Origin of the sequence: Stenotrophomonas sp. SMYL8, assembly GCF_036320065.1 — a bacterium.
In the GTDB taxonomy this organism is placed as follows: Bacteria; Pseudomonadota; Gammaproteobacteria; order Xanthomonadales; family Xanthomonadaceae; genus Stenotrophomonas; species Stenotrophomonas maltophilia_A.
On sequence record NZ_JAWIRR010000001.1, the window covers coordinates 13,831 to 35,818 of the forward strand.

The following is a 21,988-nucleotide window of genomic DNA, read 5'->3' on the forward strand; positions in this document are numbered from 1 at the left end:
AACTGACCGATGAAGCGCTGGAATGATCCTTTGTCTGGGCCGGCGAACAGTAGCTACCCGGCGGCTGCCCACTCGGGCCCGGCGCCTGCGCAACCGGGCTGCCACCTATCTGCGAATATGCCATGAAGCTACCCAAGGTGCCCTGGAAGAACATGGCCGCCATTGGGGATAGTCAGAATAGTGTCCGTCAGGATCAAGCCCACGCCCCCCCCTTCTGCGCCGCGCAGCGTCACCCGCAATGCTCGTCGCCAAAGTCCTCATCGACGGAAAAGCGCCTGCGCTTGAGGGCCAGATGCGTCAGCATTTTTGACGCGCACGCAGCCTACTTCCAGGAGGTATTGCTCGTCGAACGGGACTTGGCTTGTTCACCAGCGCCTTTGTTCAGAACGAATCCGATGCCAAAATTACCATGTCCCAGACGAGGGCAACCCCATACAACTGCACTCAGGTGACTAGTGAAGACACCTAACCCTACCAACTAGATCAGCTGCTCCAGCTCGCCGACAAATGAGATGGCCTGCTTTTCGGCAGGCCATCTCCATCAAGCAAAGGCCGATTCAAGAATCTCACCTGTGATTCGACTGGCATAGCTCAGAAAGATTCAAATATTGGCTCAGCACAATCCGTGTACAACACCTTGCATTGCCCTCCACCGTTCTTCGCACAGTAGGAGAGAACCCGACTGGTCGCCTCCTCTCTTGAGCCGGCGACTGAAATAGAAACTATTCCCTTGCTGCCCGGCTCAGGGTCAGCATATGCGATGCACTGGTTCTTGTACGTTGTATCGATCTTGCAGTCTTTCGCTCCATGTGTCGCGCACCGAGCAAGCGCTTCTGAGACAGCCTCTCGCTTGGAACGCCTTCCAACGGAAGCCCCCATATCGCCCGTGCTTGCCGCCCCAGCAATAGCCCCCCAAGTCTTGATCCAACGCCCAGTAGCAATGGGGCCGCTCTGGACGCCACCGGTACCGGAGCCCGGAATAGGTGCGCATCCACCTACGCCCTGACCACCAATGGGGTACTGCCCTGGCGGACAACGCCCTTCCGCTCTCGCCTCACCCGCCACAAACAAACATAGGAGCAAGCCGACAAGAATGAGAGGAAACATGTATTTCACACTTCTACTCCGTACGCATGGGGCTATTGATTGCCGAGATGTGCAGCTCTGAGACCGGTTTCGGCAACCTTGGAGGATTCCGACGACGGAAGGGTTGAACGTGCGGTCGCATGTCGATCATGCGCACCACTGTCCTGGCCGGACTGCCCCTTCTCCGGAGCGGCCGGCGTGTAGTAACTACCCGGCGGCTGCCCACTCGGGCCCGGCGCCTGCGCAACCGGGCTGCCACCTATCTGCGAATATGCCATGAAGCTACCCAAGGTGCCCTGGAAGAACATGGCCCGGGTCTTGTCTTCCTGCAATCCAGGGTCATCAGAATCTTGATGCCATCAATGCTGGACAGCGCCACCTGCATCCAAGCCAGACTCTTGTCTATCTGCTCGTCCGGCTTCTGATCCTTGCCAGTGACAACGTGGGTGATCAGGCCCTTCACGTCCTCGGTCAGGAACTCATGAAGATCGCGCCCGAACATGCCCATGCTGGTGGCAACGGCCACAATCAACGCTGCGCGCGCCATGTTGGTTACCAGGACCATCATCGAGTCGCGGCTGCGGCCGGTGATTATCCGGTAGTCTTGCGGCCCTTTTCCACAGCGCAGCAAACGGGCATCCCCCCCCCCCCCTAAGAAAGATGCGCCTTTCGCATCGCATTCTGGATGCCGTCGTTCTCGATCAAACTTCTCGGCGTGCAGCTTCTTCAGCCGCAGGCTCTCACCCCAGACTCTCGAGTCGCTTGGTGTCAAGTGCTTTCATGCCACCAAACTTCCTCACCGCAGGTCGGAACGACGCCTTTTCACGTCCAATCCCCTTGCCATTGAGGATTGGTCTCCAAGCCGCCTCGCACTCAATCCCGGGGCGATGCGATATCCAGCATCTGATCCGCTGTCACTCATCCTTCCGCCACCACGCACCCGAGTTACGGAAGCCGATTCGCCTCTACACCAAACGCCCGAGTCAGCGCGCAACTACCGGGCACCTCACCATTTCGACCTGCCTGACATTAAATCTTCCAGATTCTTTCCATAAAGGACTGTGCCAGGACGCCAGTCGGACGACCACAGACTCGCGATAGGATTTTTAGAATTCCTCGAAGATCGGCTCAGAGCAAGCGGAATAGACGGCAGCACAATCGCTCCCTCCTTTCGAGGCACAGAGGCGGGAGGCAAACTCTGTGGCACCCTCGATCGTTGCACCGGTACCAAACTGCGTGGTTCCACCTGTGCCCGAGCTGGCGACAACGGCGGCCACGCATTGATTCTTATATGTAATTGTAACCTTACATCCCACTCCGCCGGATTCAGCGCACTTCCTCTGCGCTTCCTCAGCGGCCTCCGTCTTCCGTACCCGCCCTGTTGAGGAGCCAGAGGCGCCCGACGGCGCCAATGATATTGCGCCCCAAGTCTTGATCCATTTACCCGTCGCTCTGGGCCCACTGGTAGCTGCACCTTCGCCTCCAGGAATCGGGGCGCAACCACCGACTCCCTTCCCTCCGATCGGGTACTGCCCAGGAGGACATCGCCCCTCAGCCCGAGCCTCAAGGGCCGATGTGGCGAACATGAACACCAACGGCGCTAGCAAATGGATCATTCTCATCAGGCAACTCTCCTTACACAGACAACGCGCATCTCCGCGAGCTAAATAGGTGCCTTGGCAAATCGGCCTGTATCCGACGGCGTATCGGCAACATGTGGAGATCCAGTTGATCTACCCATCTGCCCCACTCCGCTTGCTCCATGCCCGGTGCTCCCCTTCTCTGGAGCCGGAGGCGTGTAGTAACTACCCGGCGGCTGCCCACTCGGGCCCGGCGCCTGCGCAACCGGGCTGCCGCCTATCTGCGAATATGCCATGAAGCTACCCAAGGTGCCCTGGAAGAACATGGCCGCCATTGGGGGCGCAGTCAGAATCAGGGTCGTCAGGATCAGTCCCATGCCGCCCTGCTGCATCGCCTGACTGGTCATGCCGTCGCTGGACGCGCCCATCAGCGGGAACTTGTTCACCAGCGCCGTTACCCAGAACGAGGCGGACACGCGAATTACCATGTCCAGTGCGATCGACACCATTGCCGCCAGCACCGCCATCGAGAACATGGTTCCAATGCCGTAGAACAGCCATCGCTGGAACAACTGCTTGGTCTGGTCGAACAGAAGGCAAAGAATGAACAAGGGCCCGAATCCGATGAACAACGCCATTGCTACTTCGTAGAGCAGAAGCATTGAACCCGCAGTCACCGCCGGACCGCCGGTGCCGAGGCCGATGAACCACATGGCCCGGGTCTTGTCTTCCTGCAATCCAGGGTCATTCAGAATCTTGATGCCATCAATGCTGGACAGCGCCACCTGCATCCAAGCCAGACTCTTGTCGATCTGCTCTTCCGGCTTCTGATCCTTGCCAGTGACAACATGGGTGATCAGCCCCTTCACGTCCTCGGTCAGGAACTCATGAAGATCGCGCCCGAACATGCCCATGCTGGTGGCAACGGCAACAATCAACGCTGCGCGCGCCATGTTGGTTACCAGGACCATCATCGAATCGCGGCTGCGGCCTGTAACGATTCGATAGCCTTGGATCAGCACCCACAAGGTCATGAGGGTCAGCGCGATGCCGCCCACCCACGCCATCATGTTGTCCATCAGGTCGAAGCCGAACTTGCCGATCCTGTCCCGCAGGTAGTCCAGGATCAGCTTGAAGAACACGAAATCGCCAATCGACTGGACACGTGCGACGTGCCCCATCAGATCCTGGAATCCGCCCGAAAAATCAAAGTTGGCAATCGACCTGATCGTCATACCCACATTCCCTTGGTAATACTGCAATCACATGAGGGGCGACGCTGACGCGCGCCCCCTTGGTGCTCCATTCCATGCATCAGTCGATGGACAGCGCTGCCTTCAGCGCGGCCGTCTTGACCAGATCACTGGCAATGGTCTTCATCGGGTCGCCCTTCAACGCTGCCTGTGCGACGACCTTCTGATTGGCTTCCATCACCTCGATGTAGGCATCGTAGGCCTTCTGCTGTGCCTCGAAGGACTTTGCCTTGGCTGCCATGTCGTTCGCGGTGCGCAACGTGTCGTTCTGCGTTGCGTTGACGTTGCCGAGCAGATTGCTGACATTTCGCTGCTTCTCGATTGCATCGAGGCTATCGAAGAACGACGGCATCGTCTTGAGCATGAAGTCCACCGCATCGTTGTACTTGCGGTTCTGCATCATCCGGATGTTCACGCAGATCTGTTGCTGCTGATCTTTCCAATCTCCCTTGAAATTGAAAACGACCCGGGTCGCGAGAGTCTTCAGGTCGGTGCCGATTCCGCAGGTCTCGGCAACCAGATAATTGGGTGGCACCGGCGTCAGCGGGGCGGAATCCGGCAACCCGAAGGAATTCACGATGCCCTGGATCTGGACCATCGTCTCCTGGTACTCCTTGATCGTCTGCGCCCAGTCCCGTGCCCACTGGGTGTTCTCCTTGACGAACTGGTACTTCTCCTGGAAACGGGCCTGGTACGTATTGATCTGATTGAGGACGTGCTGCCACAGTGCAGGACCCGTTTCCTGCACCGGGCCGATGGCGCCCGCATTGGTCGCTGAGAGGGCCAAGGCAACGCCGAGCACCTTGGCCATCGGCTTGAGTACCTTGCGGGCGCTGGCCCGACGCTTGACGTTGTTCATGGGAAAACTCCTGTTGTTCTGATTGACGTCCACTTGCCTGTCTCCTGCTCGCACGGCCATCAGGCCGCGTCGGACCGGGGTTCCTTTCCCGACCCCTTCCGGTTCTTGTAGAAATCTTCCAGCCACTGCTCCGGGCTGAGCTCGTCTACAGTGACGCGATTGCGGACCGCGGCCGTCTGCAGAACCCGATGCATGACATCGATGTTGTCGGTCGAAGCCGAGATCACCGACAGGATGTCGTCCATGCCGCGCAGGTTGAGCTGGCACACGCTGGAGGCATGGCCCTGCTTGACCAGGAAGCAGCGCGAGCGCTCGTCCAGTGCAGTCACCACCCTGAACTCGGCCTCGGTCAGCTTCAGGCCGTCCATGTAGTCGCTCTTGCTGGCATTCGGGTTCGGCAGCAGGATCAGGGTAGCGGTCTGCTCGATCAGGGCGGCGGAGATATCGCTCTTCAGCGCATCTTCCGGGCTCTGCGTAGCGAAGATGCCGAGACCGTTCTGCTTACGGATGGTCTTCTGCTTGTTCTTCGCGAACTCCTTCAGGCCACCTTCGCCGTCCAGGATCTTCCAGAATTCGTCCATCACATAGATCAGCGGACGACCGTCGATCAGCGACTCCAAGCGGTGCAGCAGGTAATTGATCACCGGCACGCGCACTTCAGGATTGTCGATGATGTCGGTGTAGTCGAAGCCGATGATGTTGGCCTTGCTCAGGTCAACGGTATCGATCGGATTATCGAACACCCAGCCCAGCGAGTTGCCCGAGGTCCAGCGGCGCATGCGCGCGTAGAGGCCATCGTCGCCCATATTGGGCAGGCTCTTCTGGAAGTTGGTCATGCTGCGCAGGTGCATCGGCGTATCGAGCATGCTCTCCACCGCGCGGTAGATATCCTCTTCCTCACGGGCGCTGTACTCGCGCTTGCCGGCCAGCACCTTGATCAGGTCAGCCAGGAACTGCAGGTTGGCTTCGTTGTTCTCGCACTGGAACGGGTTGAAGCCGGTCGGTGCGCCGTTCTCCAGGGCCAGATAGTTGCCACCGCAGGCGCGCACGAAGATCTCCGCGCCGCGATCCTTGTCGAAGAAGAAGATGGTCGGCGACGGCTCGTACTTCTGCACCTGGCTGAGCAGGAAGTTGATCAGCGCGGTTTTACCGGTACCGGACTTGCCGATCACCATGGTATTGGCGATCGCCTTCTCACCCAGCGAATTCTCCGAGGGATGGGTCGCATGGAAATTGAAGTAGTACGGCTGGCCATTGGTGGTCTGCAGCGTGGTGACGCAGTCGCCCCACGGGTTGTTGTGCTGCTTGCCGGTGGCGAAGTTGTGCAGCGGCGACAGGCCCAGGAAGTTCAGCGAGCTGACATTGGCCAGGCGTGTGCGATAGCGCCAGTTGCCCGGCAGCTGCGAATAGAACGACGAGGTAACCGCCAGGTCTTCCTTGGTCGATACGAACCCGGCGTTGGACAGCTCGGCGCGGGTCGAGGCGACGTTCTGCGAAAGCTTGGCCTGCGTGTCGCCGTAGACCGCCATGATGAAGTGGTATTCACCCAGCACGAAGTTGCCCGACGACAGCTGATCCATGGCCTGGTCCAGCTCGACGATCTGGCTGACCGCCTTGTCGCCGGAGGAGATCATCATGCCCTTGGTGCGGTCGAGCACCTTCAGCGCGTCCTGGCGCCCCATCGGGCTGAACGAATGGGTGATGACGTATTCGTAGTCGAGGTACTTCAGGCCGTTGAGGATGCCCGGGTAAGTCCCCTCGGCATACTCCTTGATGTTCAGAATGGCGCCGTAGTGATTGGCACCGTTGGGAGTATTGATCGCAAAATCGCCGGTCTTGGCCGAGAACATGTGGCGACTGACCGGCAGGTAATCCTTGATCGGTGCCGACAGCACCGGCACCGGCTCGTCGATGCGATTGATCAGGTAACCGAACAGCTCCAGCGTTTCCGAGAACACCACGCCATTCTTGGCTTCGTACATACCCAGGCGATACGGCGCGTAGTCGCGGATCACGGCCTCGACGTTGCCGGCCAGTTCCATCAACTTCTCTACCGCCTGCTCCTGCTCGGCGCGCAGCTTCTCCACGTTCGCCGACTTTTCGACGAAGCGTTTGCCCGCCACCACCGGGCGATAGATCATGGTCAGGTACAGCTCGTTCTGCATGATGCGCTGCGAGGACAGCATGCCCATGTACTGGTCGGAAACGTCCTGGTTGAAGCGCTGCCTGTAGTTGCTCTTGCCCTTCAACGTGCGACGGCGACGGATGTCGTGCACCCAGAAGGCTACGTTGACAAAGTCAGGCGCGCGCAACGTCTGCAGCAGACGGTTGAACGTGTTGTGGCGATGCTCGAGCTCCCACTCCTCTCGGCCGACAAACGGCAGCCCTTCCAGATGCCAGGTCAGCAGGTAGTCGCCGCCCGTGGTCTTGACCACGTTCGGGGCGACATGCGACGACAACGGGATGAACTCACTGATGGAGGTGTCAGGGCTGAACATACGACTGCTTCCAAAGAGGTACTGCCAAGAAGTTTCAAGAGACCTGGCGGGCGCGGATGCCCGCCAGGCCGGATCCGGACCTCAATCCATTCGGGCCGGCTTGTTGCGGTAATGGTTGGGGTTGAGCACCCACATGCCATCGTGCTCCTGCACGTTGCGCACCTTCAGCTTGAACATCAGGCGCAGGCCCAGCAGACGGAAGATCATCTCGTCACGCTTGGCCATGTGCCGCATGATGAAGACCGCCACCGGAATGGTGAGCAGGAACCAGAAGTTCGTGTACATGCTGAGCAGCAACAGCCCGCCTGCCACCATGAAGAATGGCAGGTAGGGAACGCCCAGGAACATCGCTGGACGCGTGCAGCCGCGGAACACGACGTTCTTATGCACTGTAGTACTGGATCACGTGGTTGATCAGGTAGGAGGTGCTGGTGCCACCACCGCACTTGCCGTCGCTGCCATCACCCAGCAGCATGCGCGCGATCTGGCCTGCGGCGCCGATCAGCACGCCACCGATCAGGATCGGGGCGACGTCAGCGATGCGCTTGTGCGCGAAGGCGATCTGGTAACCAGCGAAGATCACCGCGATGGTGACCACGGCGATCGAGGCGATGTTCAGCAGGCCGTTGATGTTGTTGAAGAAGCTGCAGACCTTCTTGTCGGTGCCGCCAAAGTCGGTGGCGCCGTTGGCGAAGACTTGCGGGGCAAACAGTGCGCCGACGAACAGAGTGGCCATCAGCAGGGTCTTCAGCGTGCGCTGGGCCTGGACGAGGTCGAGATTGGATCGCTTCATGGATTGATTTCCTTGTTGATGGACTAACACAACTGAATCGACCAGCCGGGGGACTGGCCGTACCACGACTTCGTCAGAACACGAAGGCCGCATCCCCTGCGGGAATCTGCTGCACCGGTGCGGACTGTGCCGGTGCGTTATATGAACTGCCATTGCCGGCCACTGGCTGATTGCGCTCATTCCAGGACCGCAACATCACAGGGCCCTCGTTGCTGCCACCTGCAGCACCTGGCAACTGCTGCGGCATGGCCATCGCCTGCGCCGGACCCTGCTGAGGCAGCTGCTGCGGCATGCCACCGGCCTGTTGCTGCGGATAGGCGGCCCCTTGGGTGGGCTGCGCCTGTGGCTGCATCATCCGGTCCACCGAACCCAGCACTACCTTGGACAGCGCCTGGTCGGCGATGTTCAGCAGGCTGCCCCGCGCCATTGCACCGGTGGACGGATACACGACATACGCACGTGCCGGGTCTTCCGACGGCACGTACACCGGGCCACTCGCCTGCGCAACGATGCGCGCCTGCGCCGGCGAAGCGAGCTGCGGGTGATGCTCGACCTTCACGCTGCGGCGTTCGCCGCGACTCACCACGTCGATCGGTGCAACACCATTGCTGGCAAGCTGCTGCCCACGGCGCATCGAGTCATAGACCTTCTGCACATAGCCATGGCGGAAGCCAGTCTCGAAATTGCCCGAGTAGTAGCAACTGAATGACTTGCCCCAGTCACCACCGGAGCGCTTGTAGCACTCGGCGAGGATCCGAGAACCCGCTTGCAGGTTCGGGCATTGCTGGAAAGCCTTCTCGTAGGAATCCAGACCGTACTTGCCGAGGTTATAGCGGTTGACCTGGGCTAGCCCGATGGAGAAGTTGTAGCCTTTCTCTTCCAGCATCCGAACCGTCGCCAGTGCCTCGTCCAGCGCCTTGGGCTGGCGCACCAGAGCGCCACCGACTACGCCGATGGCATAAGGGTTGCGTGACGATTCAACGTTGATGACGTGCTGCATCACGTCCATCGACACCGCCATCTCCGGGCACGCCATCATCTCCAGTCCTGGCAGCATCCTTCAGCCCTCCTGCCCCTGGGCACGCCCAGGATTGAAATCGATACCGGTGATGTAGCGCGAACCGGCGTGCGCCTTGATATGCACGACGATGTCGATGGTCATCATCAACAGTCGCTTGATCACGTTGAACTCCAGGCCCGAACCTTCGGTGGAGGCCTTCACCATGAGGGCCAACTGGTCCCAGGTCTGCTCCGGACTGCCTGCATGGCAGCTGGTGATCGAACCCGGGTGGCCCGATGCGCAGTTGCGGATGAAGTAGAACGCCTCGTCACCGCGCAGCTCGGCCAGGATGATGCGCTCGGGCTTCATGCGCAGGCAGGCTTCCATGCAGCTCTTGGCACTGACATTGCTGGTGCTCTGCCCACCCTTGGAGTACAGCAGGTGCACCACATTGGGTTGGGTCAGAAACAGCTCGCGCGCGTCCTCGATCGTGACCAGGCGTTCGTTGTCCGGAATATGATTGACCAGCGCCTTCATGAAGGTGGTCTTGCCGCTACCGGTCGCACCGGATACCACGATGTTCTTGCGGTACATCACCGCACGCCGGAAGAACTCTGCGTACTCGCGCTGCTGACGCAGCTCCAGCAGCTCGCGATCCTGCTCGCTGATGCTGCCATCGCTTTCCAGGATCTGGTTGAAGAACCCATCTTCGTGATACTGGCTGAGCGACTTGGTGTGCTTGGACGGCAGACGGATGGTGATCGACACCTTGCCTGCATCGCACGCCGGCGGAATCACGAACTGGGCACGCTGGCCGGTGGGAAACGTGAGCGAGACCACCGGATCGGCATCGGTGATGCGCTGGCCGGTGTTGCTCTCGTTCACCACCGCCGTGCAGAACTGCCGGGCCCGCTCGAAGGTCAGGCTCGGCACATCCACCCGCTGCCACCCCGCCCGGGTTTCCAGGTACAGCTCACCGGGACGGTTGATGCAGATTTCCGTCACTTCCGGGGAAGTCATGTACTCGGCGATGCCCAGCACTTCGTACTGATAGCGCAGGAAATCGCTGGAGACGAGGGCAAGGGGTGACACTTCAGCGTCCATGATCGTTCGTTGGGTTACCGGCGAGGATGCAGCACGCTCGTGAAGTCGACGTCCTTGGCGACGTACACATTCACGATGGTGCCTTGGTTGATGGTCACGGTCGGCGGGCGACGTTGGCTGAGCGACTCGTTGGCCAGGCGTTCCATGGTGCGCGCGGTGGCGCTCTCATAGGGCGACTGGATGGTCATGCCGTTGTTGGCCACCGTGGTGGTCTCCGGGCCATGTTCGGCGGCGGCGTACTTGAACGCGTCGGCCAACAGGCTGATCATCAGCGCCGAGGCGATACGGCTGCCCCAGTGCGCGCTGTACTGGCCCGGGTGGCCTGCGCCACCCAGCTGATCAACGCCCGGGCTGGACATTGCCACGTCAATACCGTTCGGCGTGGTGATGCGGTCCCAGATCACTTCCACCCGCTTGCCGGTAGGACCACCGCCATAGGCGCCATAGATCTTGGAGCCCTTCGGCAGCAGCAGATTGCGGCCGTTGATCGAGTACACCGGCTCTGTCACCAGGCACGAGGTGTAGCCCGCGATATCAGTGATGATGCGGGTTTCCAGTACACAGCGCAGATAGGTTCCTCGCACCAGCAGCGCATCGGGGCTGCGGATGTAGCTGGCATTGGACACGTCATCCACGTCGGGGCCACGACGCACGCGCGCTGGCGCTGCATTCTGCTGCCCGTTCATCTGCTGCAGCATTGCCCGCGTGTATTCGTCCATGCCCGCCTGCTGCGAGCGCTCCTCATCCTGTGAACTGCCATTGCCAACGAAACCGTCGGCACTGGCACCCATCCGACGTTCGGCAAGCGTCGGACCACGAGGGCCCGCGGAGCGATCTTCCAACGTCACTGGCGGCTCAGGGCGACTCGGCCCCAATGGAGGCGGCGGCAACATCGGAATCGGATCAACGGGCTGCATTGCCTGCGCCGGACCCGGATCGGTCTGGACAGCATCCGGCAGTGTTGGCGTGCTCGCGCGCGCAACATCCGGCACCTTCGGCGCATCGTCCTTGTCTTGGCCCTTGCGGAAAAGCAGGAAGCCCATGGCAACAAGCAGCACCACGATACCGCCCAGGAACAGCAGCGCCTTGCGGTTCAATCGCTGCTCTTCAGCCGAGCGCAGCTGCGGCGCGGCCGCGTCCAGATCCGGTGCAGGCTCAGCCTGGGTCGTGCCGAAGTACGGATTCGTCTGCGCCTCCGGAGCAGCCTGTGCACCGTACGGACTCTGGCTCTCGTCGCGTCCGTTGTTCGGGTCGTTTCCGGGAGTGTTCTGCTGGCTCATTTCTTCACGTTCCTTCGCAGGCCGACGACGAAGTCGCCGTGGCGGATGACCAGGTACGGGTAGGTCCCGTGCACGATCAGCGTATTGCCTTCAACCGTGGTGTTGACCACGAAGTCTTCACCGTATTCCGTTTCACGACCGAACACGGCCGGGAAGATACCGGTCTTGTACTCCGGCGAATTCGGTAGTTTCAGGTAGGTGAAACGGCTGTCGTCGTAGGCGTTGACCGGGATCAGCCAACCCATCTTCTTCGCCTTGCTGGTCGAATAGGAGTAGTTGAAGTTGTACTGGCGGTCCTTGGCCAGTTCAGAGCTCAACAGCGGCTGCGCCTCCTCTTCCACCGCTTCCTGTGCGACGCCGAACACGGTGTCGTTCGGGTAGGTGAAGGCGATCTTGTACTGCACGCCAGCACGACGGGCCTGTTCCAGCTGGCGCCAGTCAGTGGCCACCACCTTGAGCTCGAAGATGTAGGAATGGGTCTCGGTGCGCACCATCATGTTGGTGTCGACGTCGACGTTCTTCGGCTTGAGATAGAACACGTTCTCGCGACGGGTCAGTTCCCAGCCGCTGCTGAAGCCGGTGCTGTAGTCGAGGATCTTCTCGTTCGGGCTCAGTTCGATCTGGGTGGTCAGGCCCAGGCCGGTGCGAACCGGATAGATGCGGTCCTTCTCGTACTCGTAATGGTCCACCGCCTGCGCCATCGCCGCTGCTGAAAACAACAGCGACAACATCGACAGCAGCGCCAGTGCGCTTCCCCTGATATTTCGACTACTCATCGGTTGCTTGCTCCATCAGCAGTTCCGGTGGAATTGTTCTGCGCCGGCCTCATGGCCGGCTGTCCGGGCATGGCCTGCCCCGGCATTGCTTGCCCCTGCACCGGCTGACCCGGCATGGGCTGCCCCTGTACGGGCTGACCCGGCATGGGCTGCCCCTGTACGGGCTGACCCGGCATGGGCTGCCCCTGTACGGGCTGACCCGGCATCGGCTGGCCCGGCGTCGGGCCATTGGCCGGGACGGCGACCGGCTGGCCGGTGGCCGGATCGATCATCGTGGCCGCGGCCGGGTTGTTGGGATCGTAGACACCCTGGGCCTGCTGCGCGGCCTGTGCAGCCTGCTGCGCCTGCGCCTGCATGGCGCCGTCATCCGGCACCGGGACGCCACGGGAATAGTCGTTGTCGACGCGATACTCGGTGACCTGGAAGGCCAGCGGATTGAGGATGCGATCCTGCTCGGACAGCGCCAGGTTCTGGTTGTAGCCGAAGCGCATCGTCACCAGCTGGTTGTCCAGGTAGGTGGCAACGCCAGTGCGCTTGTCCAGCAGGCTGCGCTGGATGCGCACCGAAGCGCCGCGGAAGCTGCCGTTCGCTTCGGCGCCCAGCGGCGTGATGCTGAGGATCTTGACCCGGATGGCACGCTCGCGGCCATACATCACGAACGGGTTCTGCGGGTTGTTGCCGGCATAGCGCACGCGCATGGACTGCGCCACCGGATCGGTGGACATCACGAACACCAGTTCCCAATCGCGCAGGCCCATCACCGCCGAGTCGTACGACTCGCGCGCCAGTACGTACTGGGCCACATTGCTGCGATTGATCGCTTCGTTGCTGGTAATCGTCTCGCCCTGGAAGGTCCCGCTCAGGCGTGCGACCGTCGCGGTACCCGTGTACGCATCGGCCATCACCAGGAACGGCACCTTCTCCTTCAGCGGCAGCATGTAGTAGTAGCCGCCCGCCAGTGCGAGCGACATCAGCAACGAGCCCGTGGCGACCCACCAGGCACGGCGCTCGCTGCGACGCGCCATGTCGGCCACGGTGATCTCGTAGCTGACCGCCTTGGCGACCGACTGCTCGACCTTGGGACTGTTGCCGGGATCCTTCTTGCGGAACATGGATTCTTCCGTACTGCTGAAACATCAATGGGCATGGAGCCCCTGCGACAGGCGCGGGGAGCGGCACGTTCGATGGTTTCGAGGTGGACTCAGGTGCCGCTGTTGGAATCAGCGCTCTGCGCCGACGCGGTGGGCGTCGAGCCAGCGCTCTGCACAACGATCTGGTTGCCAACAATGGAGACGGAGATGCCTTGCGCCGAATACGCCGAAGTCAGATCGATCACGGCCTGCTGCGCATTGGTGGTGTCGATCTTCGAGACCGCGCCATACAGCGTGAAGTCCGAGCTGAGGCGGTAGTCCAGTGTTCGTCCGGAATCCTTGGCCCAGCGCTCGAGCATGGCTTTGAGCGTGCCATCCATCGGCGAGGCCTGGTAGACGTAGCTGGAATACAGCGGGATCTCGGTCGTCGCCACGGCAAAGCGGTTGACCGGCTTCCAGCGTCCACCGAAATCGGGGGCGGACTTGGTGGCACACCCTGCCACCATCAGCGCCGCGACTGCGGCGATGGAGATTTTCGCGATAAACGCCTGATTCATACGGGCTTCACTTTGACGTACGAAAAAGCAGTCCCGAGCGTTGGTTCCCTGGCCGTCCGGCGCTGCATGGCGCACGCCGGAATCGGGGAGACGCGCTGGCATGCAGCACACCTGCCCCGGCTCCCCTGCAGCCCGAAAGCTGCCAACCAGGTCGCGGGGCCGCCAGACGTTGCCGACGACACACCCGCACACCCTCACCAACGTCGAAACCATCCTTGTTTCCATGGCACAAACTCCTGGCCACCCTGCGTTACAACTTTTGGCATCCAGCACACACTTCTGGATGACGCACACAGAGTTACACAACCACGCGTCAATTCCATGTCAGACAAGTCTGAAAATCTATGAACAGATGCCGAATTTTTGACTCAGCTCACGGTTTCACGTCGGTGAATATGAATCTACGTCACAAATTTAGCGACGTGAATTAGACGTTAAGCATCGGAACGTCGACCTTCGGCAGCAGCCGCGATGTGAAATAGCGATCCTTGTAATAGCGGATCTTGTCGCACTTCACCGGATGCGGTATGCCCTCGTAGAGGAATACTTCCTTGTCCGGCCCCATCGCCTTCAGCTCCTGCGGCAGCATCAGTGCACGCCGCTCTTCGGTGAAGTTGTGGGTCTTCTCACGGGCATGGGTGACGTTCTTCTTGCGGACGGTGGTGTAGCCCAGCATGTCCGAGTAGTCGTTGGCGTCCTGCTGCTCGCGCGGCGCGTACAGGATCTGCAGTGCGTGGTTGGTGATGATCGTGCGTGACACTTCCCGGCCGTAGGTGGCATCAAGCTGGGACATGCTCTGGATGATCGGCAGCAGGCGGATGTTGTAACCGGCCATGTAGGACACCGCCGAGGCGATGATCTCGACCTTGCCGATCGAGGTGAATTCGTCCATCAACAGCAGGCACTGGTACTTCAGGTCCGGGTTGGACTTGGGCAGTTCCTTGGTGTTGAGATTGATCAGCTGGCTGAAGAACAGGTTGATGATCAATCGGCTCTCGGCCAGCTTGTTGGGCTGGATGCCGATGTAGATGGTCATCTTCTTCTTGCGGACATCGGTCAGCAGGAAGTCGTTGCTGCTGGTGGCCTTGTCCAGCACCGGGTTGATCCAGGCGTTGAGCGGTTCCTTGAAGGTACCCAGGATCGAGGCGAAGGTCTCATCGGCCTGGGACAGCATGTTGGCAAACGCCGAGCGCGCGTTGGAACTGAGGAACGACCGCTCCGACAGGGCTTTGAGGTACTTCTTCAGATCGCTGCCGTCACCCGATGACAACCGGTAGACAGCGCCCAGGGTGGGCGTGCCCGAGCCGCCCGGGAAGCCACTGGTGCGCTCGTCATCCCAGTTCTCGAACAGATACAGGGTGAAGGCCATGAACGCATTGCGCGCCTGGCTGACCCAGAATTTCTGGTCCTCGGCCCCGTCCGGATACAACATCGCGGCGATGCTCATCAGGTCCGAGACACGGAACGCCGGGTCATCGGACACATAGCTGAGCGGGTTCCAGCGGTGCGTGCGCCGATCTTCGGCGAAAGGATTGAACAGGTAGATCTCCTGCCCTTGACTGGCACGCCAGCCACTGGTCAGGTCGAAGTTCTCCTGCTTGATGTCCAGCACCACCAGCGATTCGCCGTACTCCAGCAGGTTCGGGATGACGACGCCCACGCCCTTGCCTGAACGGGTGGGCGCCGCAAGGATCACGAACTGCTGGCCGTCCAGCCGCACCAGCTTGCCGCCATGGCTGCCAACCACGATGCTCTGGCCGGTCTTCTTGAACATGCCGTGCTTGGACAGGTCGGCGCCGGTGGCAAAGCGCGCGTCGCCGTGCAACGAGCGCTTGTCCTTCTTCAGCAGCAGCACCAGGCCGGTCACCAGCAGCACCAGCAGCGGCAGGCCGAAACCGAGATAACCGGCCCACTTGATCTTGCCCACGAAGGGCGCGACCTGTGGCTGGCCCAGCGCGTTGAAGTACTGGTAGTAGGTGTTCCAGGTGAACAGCTTGGTGTCCAGCCCCAGCAACAGCAGGGTCAGGTAACCGGAAAACACGAAACCAAGCAGCAGAGTCGCCAGCGTGATGATGGCGATGAGCAGATACTTCTTACTGGGCAACACCCGGATCCTCCATGATGCGCACAAGGGCGCGACGGCCTAGCGGCGGCGCCAGCGCGACGCCTTCTTCCGCAGGTGGTTTTCGTTCTCCAGCCCGGGCTCTTCGCCCTCTTCACGCACCAGTGCCTGCAGGCGTTGGCGCGCTTCGGCCAGCGACATCAGGTCGGTCAGACGATCCCCATCGTCGGCGACGACCGCATGGCCGACCACATCGCCCGGAGCGTACACCGGCGCGTAGGACACCGCTACCAGCTGATAGCGGCCGCGCGTCTCCAGCACATGCCTGAATTCCTGCATCGACATCCTCCTTGTTCCAGCACTCCGCAGCCCCTGTGTTTCGCATCATGCCGACGTCCATGTCGTCATTACATGCAGGACGCCGACAACAATGCGCCGAACCTGCTTTCGTACCGAGCCCGTGCCCGGCTTGCCGCAACCCCACGGATCAAACGCTGATTTACCCTCAGCATGGCTGCTGCTGTTGCGGTGCAGCAGTACAATGCACGGCTCCCCGCCCCCATCGGCCCCGCATGAGCCCCAACTCTTCCTTGGCTGCGCGGCTGACGCCCCGTCAGCGCACCCTGATCATCCTTGCCCTGTCCCTGGGCGGCTTCGCCATCGGTACCAGCGAGTTCGCCAGCATGGGCCTGATGCTGGAGATCAGCCGTGGCCTGTCGATCTCCGAAACCCAGGTCGGCCACCTGATCAGCGCCTATGCCATCGGCGTGGTCGTCGGTGCGCCGATTCTCGCCTTCGTCGGCGCCAGCTTCCCGCGCCGCAAGCTGCTGCTGGCGCTGATGGGCTTCTATGCTGTCGGCAACCTGGCCAGCGCACTGGCACCGAACTACGGCACGATGCTGATCGCACGTTTCGTTGCCGGCCTGCCGCATGGCGCCTACTTCGGCGTGGCGATGCTGGTGGCCGCCGCAATCAGTCCGGCCGGCCAGCGCGGCCAGGCGATGTCGCGCGTACTGCTGGGCCTGTCGATCGCGATCCTGGTCGGCAATCCGCTGACCACCTGGCTGGGCCAGCAGCTGAGCTGGCGCACCGCCTTTGCCCTGGTCAGCGTGCTGGCCATCGCCACCGTGGCGATGATCGCGCGCTTCCTGCTGCCGGACCCGGACGAGGTGCGCACCTCGCCGATGCGCGAACTGCGTGCCTTCAACACCCCCCAGGTGTGGCTGGCGCTGGCGATCGGCGCGGTCGGTTTCGCCGGCATGTTCTGCGTGTTCACTTACCTCGCGCCGACGCTGGTGCAGGTCACCGGCGTGGCCGAATCGTGGATGCCACTGGCCGTGGGCGTGTTCGGCATCGGCGCGATCATCGGCAACATCGCCGGTGGCTGGCTGGTCGACAAGTTCCACTTCAAGGCCGCTGCGGTGGTGCTGCTGTGGTCGATCGTGATGCTGCTGCTGTATCCGCTGGCCGCGCAATCGGTGTGGACCATCGGCCCGATGATCATCACCGTCGGCACCATGGGTGCGCTGGCGGCAGTGCTGCAGACGCGCCTGATGGACGTGGCCGGCGAAGCCCAGACCCTGGCTGCCGCCTCCAACCATGCCGCCTTCAATACCGCTAACGCGCTCGGCCCGTGGCTGGGCGGCATGGCGATCAGCGCCGGCTTCAGCCCAGCCAGCACTGGCTATGTGGGCGCGGCCACCGCCATCGGCGGCCTGCTGCTGTGGTGCGTGGCGGTGATGCTGGACAAGAAGCGCAAGGCCGCCGTAGCCGGCAGCCACTGAACATCGCGCCGGATCGTCAGTCGCGGCCCATGCGGCGGCGGCGATCCGGTCGCAGCATCGCCACATCGCCGGCCGCCAGCGTCGGCCGCGCCAGCTCACCACGCTTCACCCGGTCCAGCACCCGCCGCGAGTTGGCCGCGCAATCAATGCCCTCCGGCCGCGCCTGGATATCTTCGATCAGGGCCAGCAGGTGCGCACGGCTCTCTGCCAGCCGCAGCTGCAGCGCCTCGATGTCGGCCACCTTCTGCTGCAGCATCGTGATCAGTGCCTCGTGCTGCCACTGGCCCATGTCCGGCGGCAACAGCGCGCGGATCTCTTCCAGGCTGAAACCGGCGCGCTGCGCACCGGTGATCAGTTCCAGCAGCAGCACCGCCTGCTCCGGATAATCGCGGTAGCCGTTGGCCTGGCGCTGGACCACCAGCAACCCGGCCTCTTCGTAGAAGCGGATGCGCGACGCTGCCAGGCCCGTGCGGCGGGCCAGCTCACCGATCTTCATCTGCCTGAATCCTCGACATGGAAGCCTGTTGACCTTCAATCAAACTTGAAGGTTAGCGTAGCCCCATTCCCCTGTCCTGGAGCTGTCCGATGTCGCTGTTCTCGCCCCTGGCACTGCCCTCCGGTGCCGTCATCCGCAACCGCATCGCCAAGGCGGCGATGGAGGAAAACATGGCCGACGCTGACCACGCTCCGTCCGAAGCGCTACTGCAGTTGTACCAGCGCTGGGCCGACGGCGGCGCCGGACTGATCATCACCGGCAACGTGATGGTCGATGGGCGCGCCATGACTGGGCCCGGCGGCGTGGTACTGGAGGATGAGCGCCACCTCGACCGCTTCACTGCCTGGGCGGACACTGCCCGCTCGCGGGGTGCGCAGATGTGGATGCAGATCAATCACCCGGGGCGGCAGATGCCGGCCGCACTCGGTCAACCCGCGCTCGCGCCTTCGGCCGTTGCATTGCAGATGGGCGCGCTGTCCAAGCAGTTCGCACCGCCGAAGGCGATGACCGAGGACGACATCGACTCGGTGATCGCGCGCTTCATCCGCAGTGCCGAACTGGCCGAGCGCGCCGGTTTCAGTGGCGTGGAGATCCATGCCGCGCACGGCTACCTGCTCAGCCAGTTCCTGTCGCCGTTGTCGAACCGGCGCGAGGACCAGTGGGGTGGCAGCCTGGAAAACCGTGCGCGCCTGCTGCTGGAGATCGTGCAGGGTGTACGCGCGGCGGTAGCGCCCACGTTCGTGGTGGCGGTGAAGCTCAACTCCGCCGATTTCCAGCGCGGCGGTTTCTCGCCCGAGGACGCACGCGAAGTGGTGGAGATGCTGGCCCCCCTCGGCGTGGATCTGGTCGAACTGTCCGGCGGCAGCTATGAAGCACCGGCCATGACCGGCGCCGCACGCGACGATCGCAGCGTGGCCCGCGAAGCGTACTTCCTCGAATTCGCACGCGAGATCGCCACGGTGGCAACGATGCCGTTGATGGTCACCGGCGGCATCCGCCGCCGCGAGGTGGCAGAACAGGTACTGGCCAGCGGCGTGGCCATGGTCGGCATCGCCACCGCACTGGCGATCGAGCCGGATCTGCCACAGCACTGGCAGCAGGGCCGCGACCCGGTGCCGACGCTGCGCAACATCAACTGGCGCAGCAAGCCGCTGGCGGCCAGCGCGCACATGGCGGCAGTGAAGTATCAGCTGGGCCGGCTGAGCCGGCGCCGCCCCACCGCACCTACGGTTTCACCGGCGTGGGCACTGCTGCTGGCACAGGCGGCCGCAAAGTGTCGGACCCGCCGCTACCGGCGCTGGATCAGCGCCCGCGCCATCGCACATTGAGCCGCGCGGTCTTCTCATCGCCGCAGCGATGCTCCACCATCTGCAGGGCCGGCGGCAGTCCGCCGCCGGTCGCAGCATGGAGATGGAACCCACGTGGCAGCAGGATCAACCAGGAACCGCGAGAAGCTGCTCGATGACCTGCTCTCGCTGGGCCGCAACTGGGCACTTGCCATCGCCATCGCCGGTGCCGGGGCTGCCGTCCATTACAACGAATCGGTCTACGAGGCCGGGCTCTGGCGCGGCCTGTTGCCCACGCTCTGCTTCCTGGTCGCGATCATCTGGATTGTGCTCAGCATCATCCGCTTCGACCTGACCATCCAGCAGCACTTCGAGCGCAAGCTGTCGCGCTGGCTCAGCCGCCTGCTCTACGTGGTGCTGCTCGGTACCGGCATCACCGCCGTGTTCTTCGTCACCGAGCTGGCAGAGAACAATCATATTGCGCGGATGTGCGACTCGGTAGCCAACGAACCCGGCAGCCGCATCCACAGGTCGGCCGAATGCCAGCGCCTGTATCTGCACCGCGCTGCCTACCGGCAACGGCTGGAATCGGCCGAGGGTGAGTTCGACTGAGCAGATGCGTGGGCGAAGGCGCACGAGGACTCACACAGAGGTCCAGCAAGGGTGGATTCAAAATAGTTGAATGGACTTCATTGCAACGCGACGCCACGCTCTCTTGCCAGAAAGCCGTGATCGAACACAGTCCATGAAGTTACCCATCGCCCACTCCCGCCTCCCCGCCCGGCCCCGGAAGATCGACAGTGAAGTGCGCATCTTCAGGCGCTATCACCAGTACGCCATGTTTGCCATCGGGGCCGTACCACTGGCAATACTCCTGTTCGCCCGCGCACCCGAACTTGGACTTCTCACCGCACTGGGTGCGGCAGCGGTTTTCACACTGTCGGCGTTGATCCTTGCCTTCGTTGTCTATCCCCCTCGACGGGACCGGGTGGCACTGGAACATGATCGTCTGGTATTCCAGCACCGTGCTCCTCTCCCGTTCAAGCAGATCCGGTCCTACAACCTGGACGATCATGTTGATCTGACCCTGATCGATGGACCGAGCGTGCTGCTCCAGCACACACGGGCATCGACGCATGAATTCTCAACCTTCCGGGACGCGCTGGCAGAGGCTCTCGCGAAGCGGCCCGCCAATGCTGCCGCCGCTCCGCAACGTCGCCACTTCTTCGGTGCCTGGCCCGCACGCGCTTGGGGTGCGGGCCTGTTGCTGGCGACGGCGGCACTGGTGATCACGGGCGTACTGCAGGGCTGGCCGTTGTACAAAGCACCGATGCTTGGAATCGTGCCCGTGGTGGGCATTGGGCTATTGCTGTCGCGCCGCCGTCACTGATTACGTCGTCGGTGAAGTACACATGGCGTGGATGTGCATTCGGGCACAGTACGCGCGCCGCTCACGCTTGGAACCATCCAGCCACCATGCTTCACGCGCCTGCCCCCGCACATCACGATGCCATTGCCCTGCAGGCGGGAGTGCTCGGCAGCGTGTTGGGCGTGGCTCTGTACAAGGCCATCGCGTTGTCGGCGCTGGCGACCGGATCCTTGATTGTGATCGGGCTGTGGCTGCTGGCCTGCGCGCTGCTGGCTGCCTGGGCACTGGCCGCCTGCCTGGCCTGCCTTGCGCTCAGCCGGCGCGTATTCGTGCTGATGCTGGCGCTGAGCATGATGCTGATGATCTGCGTCGCCTGACAGCAGCAGGCGCAGGACTATCGCGCATCTGTTACAGAATAACAAGTGTGATTGGTCGGATTGTCTGCGCCCGGTGTCACGGATTTGAATTCCATGGCCAGCCCGGCACCACCCGAGACCCTCCCATGAACCTGCAGCCCCTGCTCCGCACCACCCTCGTCGCCATCACCCTGGCCTCGCTCAGCGCCTGTGCAACCTATGACGACAGCAACATGCATCAGGCCTGCCAGGAGTCGCCGCATCTGAAGGACCTGCCGCGCGAAGTGGCTGCCCGCGAGAGCCGCTGCAACAAGAGCATGGAAGTGTGGTCGAGCGAGCGCAAGGGCAGTGACAGGCCGATCGACCTGAGCGGCAAGAAGAAGGATCTCTGAGCCGCCGGGCATCTTGATCGTTCCAATGCATGCGGATGACCAGCCCGTCACGATCGGGGGGGGGGCAGGATAAGGCCTCCCCATCACGACGACTTTCCCGATGCCGGCCACTGGTCACCCTGTCATCCATGCCTTTGAAGCTGTGTTCGACCTGTCTGGCGGGGTGGAGCGCATTACGGCGCTCACTGTCATCTGCCGGCATTGCTCTGAAACCCGCTCGGCCAACGAAGACAATCTGGTCCAGCTGCCGGGCGGCGCCTTGTTCCGCTGCGACGGATGCGGCAGTCATCAGGCGGTGAGCCATGCGCGGGTTGCCGATTGGCAGGTGAATTCGCTTCTGGGTGTCTGAGGCTGCAATACGACGGT

At 62.1% G+C, this 21,988-nt stretch carries 22 protein-coding genes and 2 pseudogenes; 7 read left to right on the plus strand and 17 right to left on the minus strand.

The window, feature by feature from the left end:
• Positions 1–591 precede the first annotated feature (591 nt).
• The 16 genes and pseudogenes from V3B25_RS00080 to V3B25_RS00155 all read right to left on the minus strand — a co-directional run bounded on the left by V3B25_RS00080 (position 592) and on the right by V3B25_RS00155 (position 16,278).
• Complete coding sequence (locus V3B25_RS00080) at positions 592–1,107, minus strand: DUF4189 domain-containing protein (RefSeq protein WP_263010118.1); 516 nt, start codon at positions 1,105–1,107, stop codon at positions 592–594.
• 164 nt (positions 1,108–1,271) lie between these two features.
• A pseudogene (locus V3B25_RS00085) lies at positions 1,272–1,687 on the minus strand (hypothetical protein); the annotation flags it as partial.
• Positions 1,688–2,192: 505 nt separating this feature from the next.
• Positions 2,193–2,708, minus strand: a complete 516-nt coding sequence (locus V3B25_RS00090; protein WP_189721011.1) for a DUF4189 domain-containing protein — start codon at positions 2,706–2,708, stop codon at positions 2,193–2,195.
• A 41-nt stretch (positions 2,709–2,749) separates the two neighbouring features.
• The gene (locus V3B25_RS00095; RefSeq protein ID WP_229298144.1) at positions 2,750–3,901 is read right to left on the minus strand and encodes a type IV secretion system protein; all 1,152 of its coding nucleotides are present in this window, start codon (positions 3,899–3,901) and stop codon (positions 2,750–2,752) included.
• Between the two features lie 79 nt (positions 3,902–3,980).
• Positions 3,981–4,778: a hypothetical protein gene (locus V3B25_RS00100; RefSeq protein ID WP_329809806.1), complete on the minus strand. Its 798-nt coding sequence runs from the start codon at positions 4,776–4,778 to the stop codon at positions 3,981–3,983.
• A 59-nt stretch (positions 4,779–4,837) separates the two neighbouring features.
• Complete coding sequence (locus V3B25_RS00105) at positions 4,838–7,276, minus strand: VirB4 family type IV secretion/conjugal transfer ATPase (protein WP_032129524.1); 2,439 nt, start codon at positions 7,274–7,276, stop codon at positions 4,838–4,840.
• Between the two features lie 81 nt (positions 7,277–7,357).
• Positions 7,358–7,666 carry a VirB3 family type IV secretion system protein gene (locus tag V3B25_RS00110; RefSeq protein WP_006374695.1) on the minus strand — a complete coding sequence of 103 codons (309 nt, stop codon included), beginning with the start codon at positions 7,664–7,666 and terminating at the stop codon, positions 7,358–7,360.
• Entirely contained in the window at positions 7,659–8,069 is a 411-nt protein-coding gene (locus V3B25_RS00115; protein ID WP_006374697.1) for a TrbC/VirB2 family protein, read from the minus strand. Before V3B25_RS00115 ends, V3B25_RS00110 begins: the two co-directional genes overlap by 8 nt.
• A 580-nt stretch (positions 8,070–8,649) precedes the next feature.
• Positions 8,650–9,114, minus strand: a pseudogene (locus V3B25_RS00120) (lytic transglycosylase domain-containing protein); the annotation flags it as partial.
• A 15-nt stretch (positions 9,115–9,129) separates the two neighbouring features.
• Positions 9,130–10,173 carry a P-type DNA transfer ATPase VirB11 gene (gene virB11 / locus V3B25_RS00125; protein ID WP_032129526.1) on the minus strand — a complete coding sequence of 348 codons (1,044 nt, stop codon included), beginning with the start codon at positions 10,171–10,173 and terminating at the stop codon, positions 9,130–9,132.
• A 14-nt stretch (positions 10,174–10,187) separates the two neighbouring features.
• Positions 10,188–11,453 carry a TrbI/VirB10 family protein gene (locus V3B25_RS00130; protein ID WP_032129527.1) on the minus strand — a complete coding sequence of 422 codons (1,266 nt, stop codon included), beginning with the start codon at positions 11,451–11,453 and terminating at the stop codon, positions 10,188–10,190.
• Positions 11,450–12,229, minus strand: a complete 780-nt coding sequence (locus V3B25_RS00135) for a TrbG/VirB9 family P-type conjugative transfer protein (protein WP_006374751.1) — start codon at positions 12,227–12,229, stop codon at positions 11,450–11,452. Before V3B25_RS00135 ends, V3B25_RS00130 begins: the two co-directional genes overlap by 4 nt.
• Positions 12,226–13,341: a VirB8/TrbF family protein gene (locus tag V3B25_RS00140; RefSeq protein WP_329809807.1), complete on the minus strand. Its 1,116-nt coding sequence runs from the start codon at positions 13,339–13,341 to the stop codon at positions 12,226–12,228. Before V3B25_RS00140 ends, V3B25_RS00135 begins: the two co-directional genes overlap by 4 nt.
• Before the next feature lie 89 nt (positions 13,342–13,430).
• Positions 13,431–13,877, minus strand: a complete 447-nt coding sequence (locus V3B25_RS00145) for a hypothetical protein (RefSeq protein WP_049422460.1) — start codon at positions 13,875–13,877, stop codon at positions 13,431–13,433.
• A gap of 427 nt (positions 13,878–14,304) precedes the next feature.
• Positions 14,305–15,984, minus strand: a complete 1,680-nt coding sequence (locus V3B25_RS00150; RefSeq protein ID WP_329809808.1) for a type IV secretory system conjugative DNA transfer family protein — start codon at positions 15,982–15,984, stop codon at positions 14,305–14,307.
• A 36-nt stretch (positions 15,985–16,020) separates the two neighbouring features.
• Entirely contained in the window at positions 16,021–16,278 is a 258-nt protein-coding gene (locus tag V3B25_RS00155; RefSeq protein WP_006374755.1) for a hypothetical protein, read from the minus strand.
• Between the two features lie 233 nt (positions 16,279–16,511).
• Between V3B25_RS00155 and V3B25_RS00160 the strand changes: the two genes are divergently transcribed.
• On the plus strand, positions 16,512–17,723 hold the full coding sequence (locus V3B25_RS00160) for an MFS transporter (protein ID WP_201116594.1): 1,212 nt from the start codon (positions 16,512–16,514) through the stop codon (positions 17,721–17,723).
• Positions 17,724–17,739: 16 nt separating this feature from the next.
• Here V3B25_RS00160 and V3B25_RS00165 read toward each other — a convergent pair whose 3' ends face one another.
• Positions 17,740–18,219: a MerR family transcriptional regulator gene (locus tag V3B25_RS00165; protein ID WP_049422464.1), complete on the minus strand. Its 480-nt coding sequence runs from the start codon at positions 18,217–18,219 to the stop codon at positions 17,740–17,742.
• 89 nt (positions 18,220–18,308) lie between these two features.
• Between V3B25_RS00165 and V3B25_RS00170 the strand changes: the two genes are divergently transcribed.
• The 6 genes from V3B25_RS00170 to V3B25_RS00195 all read left to right on the plus strand — a co-directional run bounded on the left by V3B25_RS00170 (position 18,309) and on the right by V3B25_RS00195 (position 21,971).
• Positions 18,309–19,547, plus strand: a complete 1,239-nt coding sequence (locus V3B25_RS00170) for an NADH:flavin oxidoreductase/NADH oxidase family protein (RefSeq protein ID WP_329809809.1) — start codon at positions 18,309–18,311, stop codon at positions 19,545–19,547.
• Between the two features lie 93 nt (positions 19,548–19,640).
• Positions 19,641–20,117, plus strand: coding sequence for a hypothetical protein (locus V3B25_RS00175; protein WP_201116596.1), 477 nt, complete (start codon positions 19,641–19,643; stop codon positions 20,115–20,117).
• A gap of 133 nt (positions 20,118–20,250) precedes the next feature.
• Complete coding sequence (locus V3B25_RS00180) at positions 20,251–20,895, plus strand: hypothetical protein (RefSeq protein WP_329809810.1); 645 nt, start codon at positions 20,251–20,253, stop codon at positions 20,893–20,895.
• 86 nt (positions 20,896–20,981) lie between these two features.
• Positions 20,982–21,251 (plus strand): hypothetical protein, encoded by a 270-nt coding sequence (locus tag V3B25_RS00185; protein ID WP_049422469.1) that lies wholly within the window; start codon positions 20,982–20,984, stop codon positions 21,249–21,251.
• A 125-nt stretch (positions 21,252–21,376) separates the two neighbouring features.
• Positions 21,377–21,622, plus strand: coding sequence for a hypothetical protein (locus tag V3B25_RS00190; protein ID WP_049398237.1), 246 nt, complete (start codon positions 21,377–21,379; stop codon positions 21,620–21,622).
• Positions 21,623–21,722: 100 nt separating this feature from the next.
• Positions 21,723–21,971 carry a hypothetical protein gene (locus V3B25_RS00195; protein ID WP_049422470.1) on the plus strand — a complete coding sequence of 83 codons (249 nt, stop codon included), beginning with the start codon at positions 21,723–21,725 and terminating at the stop codon, positions 21,969–21,971.
• The last annotated feature ends 17 nt before the right edge of the window (positions 21,972–21,988 follow it).

What these genes read in the sequence shown, in the direction of transcription:
- V3B25_RS00080 (WP_263010118.1), bottom strand. Translation starts at nt 1,107, where the DNA reads ATGTTTCCTCTCATTCTTGTCGGCTTGCTCCTATGTTTGTTTGTGGCG.
- V3B25_RS00090 (WP_189721011.1), bottom strand. Translation starts at nt 2,708, where the DNA reads ATGAGAATGATCCATTTGCTAGCGCCGTTGGTGTTCATGTTCGCCACA.
- V3B25_RS00095 (WP_229298144.1), bottom strand. Translation starts at nt 3,901, where the DNA reads ATGACGATCAGGTCGATTGCCAACTTTGATTTTTCGGGCGGATTCCAG.
- V3B25_RS00100 (WP_329809806.1), bottom strand. Translation starts at nt 4,778, where the DNA reads ATGAACAACGTCAAGCGTCGGGCCAGCGCCCGCAAGGTACTCAAGCCG.
- V3B25_RS00105 (WP_032129524.1), bottom strand. Translation starts at nt 7,276, where the DNA reads ATGTTCAGCCCTGACACCTCCATCAGTGAGTTCATCCCGTTGTCGTCG.
- V3B25_RS00115 (WP_006374697.1), bottom strand. Translation starts at nt 8,069, where the DNA reads ATGAAGCGATCCAATCTCGACCTCGTCCAGGCCCAGCGCACGCTGAAG.
- virB11 (WP_032129526.1), bottom strand. Translation starts at nt 10,173, where the DNA reads ATGGACGCTGAAGTGTCACCCCTTGCCCTCGTCTCCAGCGATTTCCTG.
- V3B25_RS00130 (WP_032129527.1), bottom strand. Translation starts at nt 11,453, where the DNA reads ATGAGCCAGCAGAACACTCCCGGAAACGACCCGAACAACGGACGCGAC.
- V3B25_RS00135 (WP_006374751.1), bottom strand. Translation starts at nt 12,229, where the DNA reads ATGAGTAGTCGAAATATCAGGGGAAGCGCACTGGCGCTGCTGTCGATG.
- V3B25_RS00140 (WP_329809807.1), bottom strand. Translation starts at nt 13,341, where the DNA reads ATGTTCCGCAAGAAGGATCCCGGCAACAGTCCCAAGGTCGAGCAGTCG.
- V3B25_RS00145 (WP_049422460.1), bottom strand. Translation starts at nt 13,877, where the DNA reads ATGAATCAGGCGTTTATCGCGAAAATCTCCATCGCCGCAGTCGCGGCG.
- V3B25_RS00155 (WP_006374755.1), bottom strand. Translation starts at nt 16,278, where the DNA reads ATGCAGGAATTCAGGCATGTGCTGGAGACGCGCGGCCGCTATCAGCTG.
- V3B25_RS00160 (WP_201116594.1), top strand. Translation starts at nt 16,512, where the DNA reads ATGAGCCCCAACTCTTCCTTGGCTGCGCGGCTGACGCCCCGTCAGCGC.
- V3B25_RS00165 (WP_049422464.1), bottom strand. Translation starts at nt 18,219, where the DNA reads ATGAAGATCGGTGAGCTGGCCCGCCGCACGGGCCTGGCAGCGTCGCGC.
- V3B25_RS00170 (WP_329809809.1), top strand. Translation starts at nt 18,309, where the DNA reads ATGTCGCTGTTCTCGCCCCTGGCACTGCCCTCCGGTGCCGTCATCCGC.
- V3B25_RS00180 (WP_329809810.1), top strand. Translation starts at nt 20,251, where the DNA reads ATGAAGTTACCCATCGCCCACTCCCGCCTCCCCGCCCGGCCCCGGAAG.
- V3B25_RS00185 (WP_049422469.1), top strand. Translation starts at nt 20,982, where the DNA reads ATGCTTCACGCGCCTGCCCCCGCACATCACGATGCCATTGCCCTGCAG.
- V3B25_RS00190 (WP_049398237.1), top strand. Translation starts at nt 21,377, where the DNA reads ATGAACCTGCAGCCCCTGCTCCGCACCACCCTCGTCGCCATCACCCTG.
- V3B25_RS00195 (WP_049422470.1), top strand. Translation starts at nt 21,723, where the DNA reads ATGCCGGCCACTGGTCACCCTGTCATCCATGCCTTTGAAGCTGTGTTC.